Genomic DNA, 12,708 nt, shown 5'->3' with positions numbered 1-12,708 from the left:
CGGGAGTTCGGACATGCTCGAACAACCACTCTTCGGCCGCCGACTGAGGCAACTGAGGACCGAACGCGGCCTGACGCTCGCAGCCCTCGCGGGCGAGGGCATGTCCACCGGATACCTGTCCCGGCTGGAATCAGGGGCGCGTCAGCCCACCGAACGGGCCATCACGCACCTGGCCACCCAGCTCGGCATCAGCCCCGCCGCCCTCACCCAGTCCACCGCCACCTCCCTGGCCGAGAGCCTGACCCTGGCCACCGGCCTGAGCCAGGACGAAGGCGGCCAGACCCTCAGCGACGCCCTGAAAACCTCCCGCGGAGAGGACCCCCTGCTGCGCTGGCAGGCCCTCTGGCAGGTCGCCGAATGGCGTCAGTGGCGTCAGGAGTACGCCGAGCAGCGCACCTGCCTCGACGAGCTGGCCACGCTCAGCGCGCAGATCGGGCTGCCCGAGCTGCAGTCCAGGGTGCTGGCCGCACTGTCGCGCTGCATGCGCAGCACCGGAGAGATCGTCGGCGCCGTCGATGCCGCAACACACGCCTACGAGCTGGCCGAACGCGAAGCGCTGCCCGCCCGCGTGCGCGCCTCCACGCTGCTGGCCCTGGTGTCGGCGCTGGCCGAGGCCGGGCGGCTTCCCGACGCCGCCCGGCATGCCGACGAACTGCTCACGCTGGCGGACCAGGTCTCGGGAACGCTGCGGGCGCAAGCCGTGTGGACCGTGGCCAACATCCGGGTCCGCCAGGGCGACCTCGACACCGGCGCGGAGCTGATGAACCAGGCCATCGACGGCTTCGACGGCCGTGACGACCTGACGCTCTGGATGCGCCTGCGCCTCGGCGCGGCCCGGCTCGACCTCAGGGCCGATCCGCCCAGAACGGAGTCCGCCCGGCGGCGTGTCACCGAAGTCCAGGCCGCGATGCCGTTCGCGGGCGCCCCCGCCATCGAGCAGCAACTGCTGGCCGTGCGCGCCCGGATCGCCGTCCTCGCCGGCGACCTCGACGAGGCCCGCACGGTCCTCGATCGGCTGACCGGCTTCGACGACCTGCTCACCTACCAGGAGCGGATGCGGCTCGACGTCCTGCGCAACCGCGTCCTGCTCCTGGAGGGCGAGCAGGACGCGGCGCTCGCCGGGCTGCGCAAGCTCGCCGAGCAGGCCCAGCAGAGCGGCAACATGGACCTGGCCGCGGACATCTGGCGACTCGTCGCCGAATCCCTGACCCAGTAGGACGCTGTTCCAGCCCGGGTGGCGGCATGCTGCTCGCTTGGAAGATCGACCCGATGTACCGGGGCCAGCTGGAGGCCAGGGCCACTGTGGGAGGCAGGTGGGAGGCCCTGATCGCCGGGCAGATCCCGGCGATCGCGCCGACGGCCGGTGTGGCGGCGAAGGCGCCGGCCGGCATCCACGCGGGCACCGTGAGCGGCCAGCCCTGCCACAGCGCGTACCCGGCGGTCACCAGCCCGCCGAGCGCGGCCCCCGCCACTCCGCCGAGCGCCGACAGCAGCAGCGACTCTGTCAGGAACTGGATTCTGATCTGCCCGCGTGTGGCGCCCAGCGCGCGACGCAGCCCGATCTCCTTGCGGAGCTCCAGCACCGAGATCACCATCGTGTTGGCCACGCCCACGCCGCCGACGAGCAGCGCGACTGCGCCAAGTTCGAGCAGCAGGGTGGTGAAGGTGCCCGCAGCGGCCGCGCGGGCGGCCAGCGCGTCCGACGGGCGGGAGACCGCGAGGTCGTGCGGTCGTTCCGGGCTGACCGTCCGCGCGAGCATGCCTGCGACCTGCTCCACCGATTCCTCGCTCGACCGCTCGTACACGGTGGTGGGGTGACCGTCGAAGCCGAGCCGCGACGGCGATCCGTCCGAGATCGAGCTCTACGAGCATGCTTCAGATCCACAAGTCCGACGGATCGACCGGGCAGTCCGATCGCGTGTTGGCCAGTATTTCCGGCACCTTGGACGCCTACAAGAGCGGACGAAGAACGCGTGACGCCGGAGCATGCTCCGGGATGTACGCGGGATGGACCGACATTGCAGGGCCGAGGGACAACGTCGACCCTTGTATCTTCCATCAGCAGTAAGTGCAGCTCAGAGGCTATTCGGGCCTCTTCTGCGTTTCTGGAGGAGACGAGGGCGGTTTCACTCCTGTCAGGTTCCGCGACAATCATCACGTGATCGATCGCTACCGCAATCTTTTCAGCCAACAGCAGTACTTTGAGGAGGCCCTCTGCTGGACCGTCGTGCAACCTCGCGATGAAGAGATCACAGTGGACGATCTCCTGTGGCGGCTGAACGGGGGCCGTGATCCCGAGAAACGCATCATGGAGTACCCCACAGAGGAGGCAGGAGAGGAGGACATGCCCGTGCTCTTCGTCTACCAGGGCGAAGGAGCCTGGGGTTTCCTGGAGTTCTCCCATGGCTTCGCCACGCCCGATCACATCCTCACTGAACTCAGCAAAAAGTCACGCGTGTGGATGACGACCTGGCACTTCAACGGGGGATACACGATTCTCTACGCGGCCGACGGCAAGATCAGGGCATGGATGCGCGACTTCATCTTCGCCGAGCACGCCGTCCAAAAGGGTGATCCGGGCATCCTGGCCGAGTTCCGCGCCATGCTCGACAACCTCGACCCCGAGGACTATCGAGGCAAGCGCAGCGCGGCGTTCGCCTTCATCGAGGCGTCCACTGGCATGGGCATCGAAAGCGAGTGGCTGGATGTGGAAGAGGCGCCCGTCATCGTTCTCGACAACTGGAACGAGGCCTGAAAGGCAGGCGCGACTCCAGCGCTGGTGAGCGTTGAGCCCACGCCTCCGGTGAGGGTACTTCGGCTCCGGGGTGATCAGGTGGCGAGCAGGTCAAATGACCGCACCTGAACCGCCTTGGCGGCCCTCCGTTCGCTGCAGATAGGCCATGGATCTCGGTATGAGATAGCAGGTTATGGCCGCCAGCACCCACGCGATCCCCAGACCGATACCCATCCATGAGATCACCAGCGGTGTCAGGAAGGATGCATTCGCTTCCGACGGCTCGACCACCCTCGCGCGCATCCATTTGTCCTGCACCCCCAACTGCATGAGGATGCTGGGAACAAGGACCACAAGCCCGATCCCCATCAACACTCGACTGCATGCCCTTAAAATCATTTGCTCCCCGTTCCGGTCAAGAGTCGCATCAGAGTAAGCGCTCCCCATATGTGGCCGATCGTAGGGCGATTGCGGGGTTGTGTGCACTCCAGGCAGACGAACATGTAGAGCGATCCAGCGTCCTGAACTGTCGAAGAGGCATAAAGGGTGGGCGATGAACGCTTTCGATGTGAGCCCACGATTACCGCTCTCGATGTCGAGTTTCCGGCTCGCAATGGTCAGCAGGTGTGCCATCTCGCGATTCGCGCCGGATCCTGGATCCGTCCACCCAGCCTCCGGCCTTGCTCCCTGGAGCAACTGGTCTCGGCATGAGGCGGCGGTCGGCACGCATCTGCGGGGCTGTGTTCGCGGCCGGCCGGCGCCCTCCCGCCTCCGCAGCCGACGCGCAGGCGGCCGTCGACGTCGGCCCCCGCCGAGTGCGGCCGGCTGAAGATCAGCCCGGCCCGTACGGGGACGGTTGGGCTCCGCACCACCTGCGGCATCCGGCGCCGCCTTGGCGCAGCACGGTCCGTACGACCGCAAGCCGGCAACTGGCACGAAATGTGCGATACATCGAAAACATGGACCGGACGGGCAGAGCCGCGCTACCGGGGGCTGCGTATGGAGAATTCGTTGCCGTCCGGGTCGAACATCAGGATCTGGCTGCCATCATCCTCACCGGCACGCGTCGCCCCGAGCGAGAGCAGGCGATCGACCTCCGCCTCCCAATCGGCGTCGTCGGGCGTCACGAGCTCGAAGCACAATCTGTTCGTGCCCGTCTTCGGCGCCACCGGAGGACCACCCCACGTGATCTTCGTGCCGCCACTCGGCGACTGGATCGCGGTCTCCTGGTCCTGGTCCCAGACCAGTGGCCACCGCAGCGCCTCGCTCCAGAAGTAGCCGACCTCCTGGGTGCCGTCGCAGGCCAGTGCACCGATGACGCCGGTGTCGGCAAGGAACTTGTTGCCCGCCTCAATGACGCAGAACTCGTTGTCCTCCGGGTCGGCGAGCACCACGTGTCCCTCTTCTGGGAGTTGGCCCACGTCGATGTGCTTCCCGCCGAGTCTCAGTGCTCTGGCCACCGTCTGCTGCTGATCGTCCGGGGAGGTGCTCGTCAGGTCGAAGTGCGCCCGGTTCTGGCCGATCTTCGGTTCCAGGCTCGGCAGGAAGCGGACGCGGAAGCCGGCAGGGTCGGGCGGCAGGATCGCGACGTCGTCGTCAGGGCCGTCGGCCATCTCCCAGCCCAGAACCCCCGACCAGAACCGCGCCAGGTCCGAGGGACGGATCGCATTGAAGCAGATCGCGAACAATTGACTCGTCATACCTCACGCATCCCCGATTCACCAAGATTGCTACAAGTCGGGCTTCGCTGGCACAGCCTAAAGGGCGTCCACGCGACGCCGCACCTGAGTTTCATGGCAGGCGGTCCGGACGGGGACGCGACCGGTACACCGCTTTGCTCCCCGCCCATGGACGAGTCCTGGGCAACGATCGGCAACCCCAGCGGGTCCTGGATCCACACCTACAATGCTCACCAACATCGCCGACTTGCGTCCGTTCCCGGGCCTGACCGCGAGGGAGGACAACGATGAGGAAGCAGACCCTTCCCGCGCTCGCCCTCGCCGCCACGGCGGCCCTGTCCGCCTGCGATGGACCCAGCGGCGGCGCGCCCGCGACACAAGCGGGCCCGAAGCAGGGGCAGGCCCCCGGCTCTGAAGCGAAGGGCTCTTTGGATTTGTCGCTGTTACGCGTGGTCGAGGCCGACTTCGACCCGTACAGAACACCGGAGGAACTCGCCGCGGACCGTCCCGTCGTGGCAGCCGGAACAATCGACGGCTGGCAGCAGGGCCCCGTTCTGAAGACTTATCCCGGCGGTCCTCTGGACCATCGCGTCGTCCTGCGGATGCGTGTCACGGAAGCGCTCAAGGGCGTCAAGGGGCGGAAAACGATCCCTGATGGGCTCGTTTACATAGAGCTCAGCCAGGGTGGTGTGGTCAGCGATCCGAAGATCCCGGTCGAGCAGTGGAAGCCGCGCAGATCCGTCGCAGATTTTGAAGAAGCGCTTCCGGTCGGCACCAGGATGCTCGCGTTCCCGCGCGAGCAACCTGGTCAGGAACTGGAGGTGCACGACCCGGGGGAACCTCTTCCGCCGGGTGCCGAGCTGATGCTCGTGCCTCCGCAGGGGCTGATATTCGAAGATCCGCAGCTGGTCGGCCGGCGATCCGGAGGCACGGCTTTGGTAGGGGGCAAGGAACGGCTGAGCGTCGGAGGCGAGGCCTGGTCCAGCGCCAGGGACATGGGCGAGTTGGTCGCCCGCCTGAAGCAGCACGGGATCACCGAATGACTCAAGGTCTCGTGTTGGACGGAATCGTCGCTCGTTACGGCGACATGCTGAGCCACCTCGACACCATCGCCTACACGGTGACGCTTCCCGATTCCGGTGTCCTGTCCATCAAAGACGCCGTAGGCCGACTCGGGGCAGACCTCGCCACCCTCCAAGGCCCCGACGAACTGCCGCGCAGCACCGGCTCCATCAGCCTCTACCAGGTCGGCAACGGCATCGTCACGCTGGACTGGGTCAACCCGGGCGGCGACCGCACGGAGATGACCGAGCGACTCGCCGGCCAGGGGTTCCGGCACTGGTACGTGTCCTTCGACATCGAAGGCAACACCAGCATGTACGCCCGCTACGGCCAGGTCGAAGGCTACCTCCATCACCCGGATCCAGACCCTCCGCCTTTCACGAGATGGGCAGACCACCTGGGTCCCTTGAGCCCGTACATCGACCTTCTCGCGAGCGGCTATGACAGCGAGGACGCGGAGGCGAGGGTGGACATCATTGCGGCCTGCCTCGCCGTGGTGGAGCTGGAAAGCGGCGTCCGCCTGGACGAAGCACTGATGGACAGCCCCTGCTCGGCACTGCCGATCCCCCTGTGACACAGCTCGCCGGCACCCAGCGGAAGCTGTCGCTGAACCGGCCGATCACTGCGGCGGTGAAGTCATGACCCTTGGCTGATGTAGTCCACTGGGCGCTCAGGGCACTCCAGGCAGACGAACATGTAGAGCGATCCAGCGTCCTGGATCATGAGATCGGTGGGGTTCTGCACTTCTTCAGGGGCGTGAGGGGTAAGCAGCGGATGCTCCTCGATGGGCGCCCAACGCCTGCCGCTCTCGATGTCGAGTTCCCAGCTCGCAATGGTCAGCAGGTGTGCCATCTCATGGCCTCTGCCGCACTCGAACTGCACCGGATCCTGGATCCAGTCCACCCAGCCTCCGACCTTGCTCCCTGGAGCAGCTGAGAGGTGCGAGAAGTAGCTCCAGTCGTCAGAGTTCGAGGCATCCTTCTCCCATGCCCAGATCCGAGCCCTGAGCTCATCGGGAAGCTCCCAGCCATCCGGGTGTTCCTCCACCCGCTCCGGCGACAGGACGCACGCCATGGGGAGATACGAGTCGTCGCTGTCGGGATCCGGCTCGGGGGCCTCGGTGAGCGGATCGCCGACCGCTTCCGCCTTCCGCCAGCGCACGATCGTATGAGGCTGAAAGTACGGCTCGTGATCGAGCGGGCACCACAACACCTGGAGGGTGTCGGTGTCATCGGGAAAGGGCAGCTCGGGAACGTCATGGGCGAACAGCTGCATGACCGGGACGAGTGGAAGTGGATCCCAACCCTCCGACGGGTGATGAGACAGCGGCTCAGGACAGATCGGCCAAGGCTCATCAGCAGGCCACAACAACGGCCCGCCCAGAGAGCTTTCCGTGACGGCCGGCTCTCCGCGGCGTGGATGCAGCCGAACCGTGGTCCGGCGCTGACCTGCCAGTTCAGGGAAGACAGCCGCCAAATCGAACGGCGCCGAAGGCGTCGTCAACCCCATGCTCACCACTCCGATCACAACAGAGGACGTCGTAACGGCACACCGTAGAGCAGCGGACCGACAGAACGAATCTGTGTTCGCCGCTGTGATTGACGCGCCATGAGCGTGCCGTCAACCGGGCAGAAATCCACGTCGCGCGGCTCCACTCGGAGCCGGGGCGTTCACTCGTTCTTGTCATCGGTAGGAGGCCCGAGCAGGCCGCATGCTGTGTCGATCTCTCCAGACGAGATCAGATCGCGAATCGCGGCCGCCATGCCCTCGTACCCCACGTCCCGAACGATGATCAAGTCCGAGCACCAGAAGTACCTGCCGCCAGGAGACTCGCCGGTGCGCGCATCACCGTTCTCATCGTCGGTGCCGGGGTAGCGGAGGTCGTCGGTCAGCACGCGCGGGTAGTCGGGGCCGGAGGCCTGGACGATGGCGATGGCGCCGTTGTCTATCTGGAAGACCTCCATCCAGCCGTTGTCGCGGACGACTCCGTCGGTGCCGACGAGGCCGCTCGGCCGGCTCCGACCGTGATGCCGGTGGTTTCCGGGCCGAGATCCACAATGTGGTCGTACTGGTCGCCGCTGAATCCGCGCCAGGCGCCGCGCAGTGATGCGTCGACAGCGGGACACGGATCACCGTTCGTCCACAGCCAGCCCAGATGCACTCACGGTTCTCGCATCGGCCCATTGTGGATGCAGGTTCAGCGAAAGCCGCACGAGAGCTTCCCGCCGCCGTGAAGGGTGCCAGCTGACATACGTACGGGAACTGATCTAGGCTGGGCGTCCTTTTGCTGCGATCACATGGCGGCTGTCTTGCTTCCGTTATCGGCGATTCCCCCGCGCTGGGGAGTGCCCCTTTTGACCTTGGCGGCTCTGGCGGCTCCCGCTTCGCGTACCTTGCAGTGGCGCCTTTCTGGCGGGCCGACCTACTCGGCGCACGGCTATGCCTGCCCCTTGAGCGCAGAGCCGTGGAAACCCGGCAAGTTCGATTGGCTGATCGAGATCAACTGGGGGACCATCTCCGCGGAGTTGTCCGGCTGGCCCACCGGCGTGATGGCGCTGGGGCTGTGTGCGACTCTCGCCCTTCGTGGCGGGTGGGGGGCATTCGCCGCATGGGTGACGGTGGCGCTGTTCGTGGTCTTCGCCGGGGTGTTCAGCCTTCCCTACGCCGTTCGGGTCATCTTGGACGATTGCCGGGAAACGCTTGAGTTCGGCGGCTGGGACATCGTCGGGTTCGGGCCGATGCTGCACTATTCGGCGGGCGCGGTGCTGGTCACGTTCTTGGCGCTGGCCCGGCGTGCGGAGACGGGCGGCGGCGTCCCGGGTTCCTGATCGGGAGATCGGCGTCCGCTACGTCGAGGAGGCGCGCAGTCGGTCTCCCATGCGTAATCCGCGGACGTGACCGGTTTCTCCCCCTGGGTGATCACGGGAAGTGTGGCACGTGGATCTGACGTTTCCGCGGGGATCACCGGCGAGCGGTGCGCCGCACGTCGTGGTGCGGTTGACCGTCGTGAAGACCCGAGGAGGGGGACGGGCGCCGGGTGGCCGTCGCCGAAGTCCTCGGCGCGGTCAACCTGCCATGAGGTGATCGGTCGAACCCGTGAGGGCCGGTCGGGCGTAGTGGGCGCGGGACAGGTGTACGCCGGTGGCGCGGGAGGCGAGGGCCAGAGCACCGGGGATGGGGTCTTCGTGGTATCTGTCCCCGTCGTCGTACAGGCCCAGTTCGCGGACATCCGCGAGCAGCCGGTCGGGATCGTCGCCCTCCCGGTAGCGGTAGCCGTACAGGCCGAACGTGGTGATCAGGCGGTCGTTCACCCTGTAGGTGAAGTCCGAGTCCTCGACATTGGCGAACACCATGGCCACGGCCGTGCCCGATGACAACGGCTCGGCCAGGTTGCTGACCTACTTGGTGGCCCATCCCGTGTCGGCGAGGACGGTTCCGCCCCGAGCGGCGTAGGCGGCGACGTTGAAGTCGCCGCGAGTGCCAGGGGTGACCTTGATTCGTCGGAGGGCGTCGGCGGGGGACAGGTCACGGACGAACGTGATGCACAAGACGGTGGTGCCGACACCGTCGGTCCACCGGTCGCTCAACCAGGCGTAGTCTGCCGAGGTCGCCCCGCCCATGCGCGCTCCTGGATCGTTTCGGGTGGCCGTCAGCCTAGACCGGACCGCGGATCCGCCGCTCGATCACTCGGGCCGGAATCCGCTACGACAACCGATGACAGTGATTCGCAAGGACGTCACGGTGCAATATGGGTCATCTCGTCGGGCTCAAACGGAGTGTCGGTGCAGGGAAATATGAAGTGTCCGGACTGCGGGGTGATGTTGTCCGGGGCCGGGCTTCAGGAGCCGGTTTCCAGCTGCCCGGGGTGTGCGCTGCCTCTGCAGGGCCCCGTCGCGCATGAGCTCTGGCAGGTGGATCAGGCTCTCGCCAGCTTGGGGGACCAGCTCGCCGGGTTGCAGGCCCGCCGTACGGAACTGCTCGGCGCCTTACGTGCGGAAGCGGCGAGCGCCGGTGCGGCGGGTCCCCCAGAGGCGGGCGCGTTGCCGCCGTATCCGGGGGTGGCGGCCGGATCCGGGGGTGCGGGCCCCGGCGCGGCGAGGCCGGAGGTCTCCGCGGGTACCGCGAAGAATGTCCTGCTCATCCTCGGTGGTCTGCTGCTGACGGTGGCGGCGGCGGTGTTCACCGTGGTGAGCTGGGGCCAGCTGGGCATAGGCGGGCGCGCGGCCGTGCTGGCCGCGTTCACCGCGCTGGTGATGCTGGCGCCGGTCGTGCTGATCCGGCGCAGGCTCACCGCGACGGCCGAGACCATGGCCGGGTTCGCGGTCGCGTTGCTGCTGCTCGACGGCTACGCGGCCAGGCGGGTGGGACTCCTCGGGGTGGACTCCCTCGACGCGTTGCAGTACACGGCGGGCGTGTTCGGGCTCACCGCGCTGATCCTGGTGGCCTATGCCCGGATCACCCGGCTTCGCGGGCCTGCTCCCGTCGCCGTGGTGCTGGCGCAGCCGGTCCTGGCGCTGCTGGTCGGAGACTGGCCGGTGACCTGGCTGGTGGCCGCGCTGGTGACGACGGCGGCGCTGGACGTTGCCCTGGTCCGCCGCGGCCGGGGGGCGGTGCGGGTGACGGGCGCCTCGACCGGCAGCGCGGTCGCGGTCCTCGCCCTGCTGAGCGGCGTGCCGTACGCGCTGGGATCGCCTTCCGTCGGTCAGGCGCTGGTCAGGTCGGTGCCGCTGGTCGCCTTGGTGCTGCTCGGCGGGTGGGTGACCTGGCTGCTGGCCAGGCGGGGCGACGCCGGGAGGGAGATCTGGGGCTCCGCGGTCGCCGTCGGGACCGCGCTCACGCTGATCGCCGTGCCGGCGGCGCTGGCGCAACCGATGCTGGACGGTCCGGGCATGGACTGGCGTCCCTTGGCCTACCTCGTCCCGGCGCTCGGGGTGGTGCTCGCCGCCTGCCGGTTGCCCTGGCGGCGGGTACGGGCGGCGGTCATGGGCACCGGCGGGCTGGTGGCGCTGCTGACCATGCTGACAGTGCTGCCCCGGCTCGTGGTCACTCTGGCGGCGCCGTTCGCCTGGCTGGACGTCCTCTGGACGGGCGCCTGGAACGGGCGGGAGTGGCCGCCGTTCGAGATGGCGTCGCCGGTGGACGTGGTGGTCCTGACCATACCGGCGGCCGCCCTCCTCGCGGCGGCCGGGCGCGGCACTGGTGGGTGGTTGGTCAAGGTGGCGGCGGCCGGGGCGTTGGTGGCCGGAGTGCTCGCGATCGCGGTCGCCCCCCAAGCCTTCGGGATGCCCTACCCGGTCGCGACGGCGGTGCAGGCGGCGTCGGCCGTCGCACTCGCGGTGGCCGCCACCCGTGGCCGGACGCCCTGGTGGGCGGTGGCCTGCGCGCTCGTCGCCGCTCCCGTCTCGGTACGGGCGGCGGCGTACGCGTTCGGCAGCGAGCCCGCGACGCTGATCGTGCTGCCGATCCTGGCGGCGGCGGCCGCCGCGATGGCGCTGTCGGCCAGGCCGAAGGAGCTCCGGCTCTGGGGAGCCGGCTTCGCCGCCCTGTTCCTCGGCCTGGAGGCGGTGGCGGCGGGGCTCTCGCTGGGCGTGCGCCTGCTGGTCGCGGGGAGCATGGGGTTCGCCGTGGCGGGGGTGCTGGTGCTGCTCATGTCGCTGTGGACGGGCCCGGCCAGCCGGAGCGGCGGGACCGGTCTCAGGTACGCCGGCGCCGTTCTGCTGCTGCTGGCGTCGTGGCTGCGGCTGGGGGCGGACGAGGTCACCGTCGTCGAGGCGTACACCGTGCCGTGCTCGGTGGTGCTGCTGGGATCCGGCTGGTGGCGGCGGCGCGGCGCGGCGGTCACGTCGTGGGCCGCCTACGGGGCGGGTCTCTCCTTCACGATGCTGCCCAGCCTGGTGGCGGTGTACTCGGACGCCGAATGGCGGCGGTCGCTGGCGCTCGGCGTGCTGGCGCTGGCGGTGCTGCTCGCCGGGGTCCGGTCCAAGCTCCAGGCGCCCACGTCGATCGGCGCGGTCGTGGTCGCCGGGGTCGTGGTGCGGGAACTGGCCCCGTACGTGTCGGAGCTGTTCCTCGCGGTGCCGCGCTGGGTGCCGATCGCCGTGGGCGGCCTGCTGCTCGTGGTGGTCGGGGCGACGTACGAGGCCCGCATGCGCGACCTGCGCCGGCTGCGCGACACCCTCGCGACGATGGGCTGAGGCCGCAGGGCGGCGGGGCCGTCCGCGTCCTGCCGGATGTCAGCGGCCATGTCAGGGCGGTGACGGCGCGGTATCAGAGCGGCCCGCGATGGTTGACCCATGAACGGTTCAGCGATGCGGCCCCAGGGCCGCGAAGCGGGCCAAGTGCCCGTCCCTCCAGGGGCGGGCGTCGGAGACCACCACTCGCAGGAGAGCATCATGCAGTTCACCACCCCCGCCCCCGTCCGCGTCGTCCTCGACATCCCCGCCGGACGCGTGCAGTTCGTGGCGGACGACCGGAGCGACACCACGGTCGAGGTCCGGCCCGCCAACGCCTCGAAGAGCCGCGACGTGCAGGCGGCGGAGCAGACCACGGTCGACTACGCCGACGGCGTCCTGCGGATCGCGACCACGGCGAAGAGCCAGATCCTCGGCCCGTCCGGGTCGATCGAGGTGACGGTCCAGCTGCCCGCCGGCTCCCGCGTCGAGGCCAAGGCGGCCAGCGCCGAGCTGCGGACCACCGGACGCCTCGGCGACGTCGCCTTCGAAGGCGCGTACAGCCGGATCGAGATCGAGGAGGCCGCGAGCCTCCGCCTCACGGCGGTCGACGGCGACGTCGAGGTCGGCCGGCTGGGCGGCCCCGCGGAGATCAGCACCGCACGCGGGGACATCCGGATCGCCGAGGCCGCGGGCGGCAAGGTCGTGCTCAGCACCCAGTCCGGCGACATCTCGATCACCGCCGCCAACGGCGTCTCGGCGGCCCTGGACGCCGGCACCAGCCACGGCCGCGTCACCAACGCACTCAAGAACGACGGCACCGTCGAGCTCGACATCCACGCCACCACCTCCAACGGCGACATCACCGCCCGCAGCCTGTGACCCCCGGCTTCCGACGAGAGGGCGGGCCAACCCGCCGGAACCGCCCTCAGGAAGAAGCCACAGGTCAGAGCGCTCATCCGGCGGGACTGTGAAACTGTCGGCCAAGCCCGCGCGAGCTCGGGACCTTGCGCAGGCCGCCGGTTCCAACAGCAGGTCAGAGGCCCTTCGGGGCCTCTTCTGC

At 68.6% G+C, this 12,708-nt stretch carries 13 protein-coding genes and 1 pseudogene; 7 read left to right on the top strand and 7 right to left on the bottom strand.

The annotated features are described in order from the left end of the window. The first annotated feature begins 13 nt into the window (after nt 1-13). The gene (locus ACIBK9_RS01765) at nt 14-1,216 is read left to right on the top strand and encodes a helix-turn-helix domain-containing protein (protein ID WP_397154389.1); all 1,203 of its coding nucleotides are present in this window, start codon (nt 14-16) and stop codon (nt 1,214-1,216) included. Nucleotides 1,217-1,364: 148 nt separating this feature from the next. Here ACIBK9_RS01765 and ACIBK9_RS01760 read toward each other — a convergent pair. Then, nucleotides 1,365-1,595 (bottom strand): annotated as a pseudogene (locus ACIBK9_RS01760) (ABC transporter permease); the annotation flags it as partial. Nucleotides 1,596-2,158: 563 nt separating this feature from the next. Here ACIBK9_RS01760 and ACIBK9_RS01755 point away from each other — a divergent pair. Continuing rightward, nucleotides 2,159-2,755 carry a hypothetical protein gene (locus ACIBK9_RS01755; RefSeq protein ID WP_397154388.1) on the top strand — a complete coding sequence of 199 codons (597 nt, stop codon included), beginning with the start codon at nt 2,159-2,161 and terminating at the stop codon, nt 2,753-2,755. A 90-nt stretch (nt 2,756-2,845) separates the two neighbouring features. On the opposite strand, the gene ACIBK9_RS01750 is transcribed toward ACIBK9_RS01755, so the two are convergent. After that, entirely contained in the window at nt 2,846-3,367 is a 522-nt protein-coding gene (locus ACIBK9_RS01750) for a hypothetical protein (protein ID WP_397154387.1), read from the bottom strand. A gap of 350 nt (nt 3,368-3,717) precedes the next feature. Then, entirely contained in the window at nt 3,718-4,422 is a 705-nt protein-coding gene (locus ACIBK9_RS01745; RefSeq protein ID WP_397154386.1) for a VOC family protein, read from the bottom strand. Nucleotides 4,423-4,700: 278 nt separating this feature from the next. Between ACIBK9_RS01745 and ACIBK9_RS01740 the strand changes: the two genes are divergently transcribed. Next, entirely contained in the window at nt 4,701-5,456 is a 756-nt protein-coding gene (locus ACIBK9_RS01740) for a hypothetical protein (RefSeq protein ID WP_397154384.1), read from the top strand. A 14-nt stretch (nt 5,457-5,470) separates the two neighbouring features. Next, nucleotides 5,471-6,049, top strand: a complete 579-nt coding sequence (locus ACIBK9_RS01735; protein WP_397154383.1) for a hypothetical protein — start codon at nt 5,471-5,473, stop codon at nt 6,047-6,049. A gap of 62 nt (nt 6,050-6,111) precedes the next feature. Here ACIBK9_RS01735 and ACIBK9_RS01730 read toward each other — a convergent pair whose 3' ends face one another. Together ACIBK9_RS01730 and ACIBK9_RS01725 are read right to left on the bottom strand one after the other, a co-directional pair. Further along, entirely contained in the window at nt 6,112-6,750 is a 639-nt protein-coding gene (locus ACIBK9_RS01730) for a hypothetical protein (RefSeq protein WP_397154381.1), read from the bottom strand. A 395-nt stretch (nt 6,751-7,145) separates the two neighbouring features. Further along, the gene (locus ACIBK9_RS01725; protein WP_397154379.1) at nt 7,146-7,439 is read right to left on the bottom strand and encodes a hypothetical protein; all 294 of its coding nucleotides are present in this window, start codon (nt 7,437-7,439) and stop codon (nt 7,146-7,148) included. A 486-nt stretch (nt 7,440-7,925) separates the two neighbouring features. Between ACIBK9_RS01725 and ACIBK9_RS01720 the strand changes: the two genes are divergently transcribed. Beyond that, on the top strand, nt 7,926-8,303 hold the full coding sequence (locus ACIBK9_RS01720) for a hypothetical protein (protein ID WP_397154378.1): 378 nt from the start codon (nt 7,926-7,928) through the stop codon (nt 8,301-8,303). A 237-nt stretch (nt 8,304-8,540) separates the two neighbouring features. On the opposite strand, the gene ACIBK9_RS01715 is transcribed toward ACIBK9_RS01720, so the two are convergent. Both ACIBK9_RS01715 and ACIBK9_RS01710 read right to left on the bottom strand, forming a co-directional pair. After that, nucleotides 8,541-8,864 (bottom strand): DUF6461 domain-containing protein, encoded by a 324-nt coding sequence (locus ACIBK9_RS01715; protein ID WP_397155880.1) that lies wholly within the window; start codon nt 8,862-8,864, stop codon nt 8,541-8,543. A gap of 9 nt (nt 8,865-8,873) precedes the next feature. Next, nucleotides 8,874-9,095 carry a DUF6461 domain-containing protein gene (locus ACIBK9_RS01710; protein ID WP_397154376.1) on the bottom strand — a complete coding sequence of 74 codons (222 nt, stop codon included), beginning with the start codon at nt 9,093-9,095 and terminating at the stop codon, nt 8,874-8,876. A 291-nt stretch (nt 9,096-9,386) separates the two neighbouring features. Here ACIBK9_RS01710 and ACIBK9_RS01705 point away from each other — a divergent pair, with 291 nt between their 5' ends. Then, the gene (locus ACIBK9_RS01705) at nt 9,387-11,669 is read left to right on the top strand and encodes an SCO7613 C-terminal domain-containing membrane protein (protein ID WP_397154375.1); all 2,283 of its coding nucleotides are present in this window, start codon (nt 9,387-9,389) and stop codon (nt 11,667-11,669) included. Between the two features lie 195 nt (nt 11,670-11,864). Beyond that, on the top strand, nt 11,865-12,527 hold the full coding sequence (locus ACIBK9_RS01700; RefSeq protein ID WP_397155878.1) for a DUF4097 family beta strand repeat-containing protein: 663 nt from the start codon (nt 11,865-11,867) through the stop codon (nt 12,525-12,527). The last annotated feature ends 181 nt before the right edge of the window (nt 12,528-12,708 follow it).

This window comes from Nonomuraea sp. NPDC050227 (genome assembly GCF_044459705.1).
In the GTDB taxonomy this organism is placed as follows: domain Bacteria; phylum Actinomycetota; class Actinomycetes; order Streptosporangiales; family Streptosporangiaceae; genus Nonomuraea.
Note: the sequence above shows the minus strand (reverse complement) of the source record. Positions and strands in the feature narration are given on the sequence as shown.

Coding starts and splice junctions, on each gene's coding strand:
- ACIBK9_RS01725 (WP_397154379.1), bottom strand. CDS start 7,439: ATGGAGGTCTTCCAGATAGACAACGGCGCCATCGCCATCGTCCAGGCC.
- ACIBK9_RS01730 (WP_397154381.1), bottom strand. CDS start 6,750: ATGCAGCTGTTCGCCCATGACGTTCCCGAGCTGCCCTTTCCCGATGAC.
- ACIBK9_RS01765 (WP_397154389.1), top strand. CDS start 14: ATGCTCGAACAACCACTCTTCGGCCGCCGACTGAGGCAACTGAGGACC.
- ACIBK9_RS01710 (WP_397154376.1), bottom strand. CDS start 9,095: ATGGGCGGGGCGACCTCGGCAGACTACGCCTGGTTGAGCGACCGGTGG.
- ACIBK9_RS01750 (WP_397154387.1), bottom strand. CDS start 3,367: ATGGCACACCTGCTGACCATTGCGAGCCGGAAACTCGACATCGAGAGC.
- ACIBK9_RS01740 (WP_397154384.1), top strand. CDS start 4,701: ATGAGGAAGCAGACCCTTCCCGCGCTCGCCCTCGCCGCCACGGCGGCC.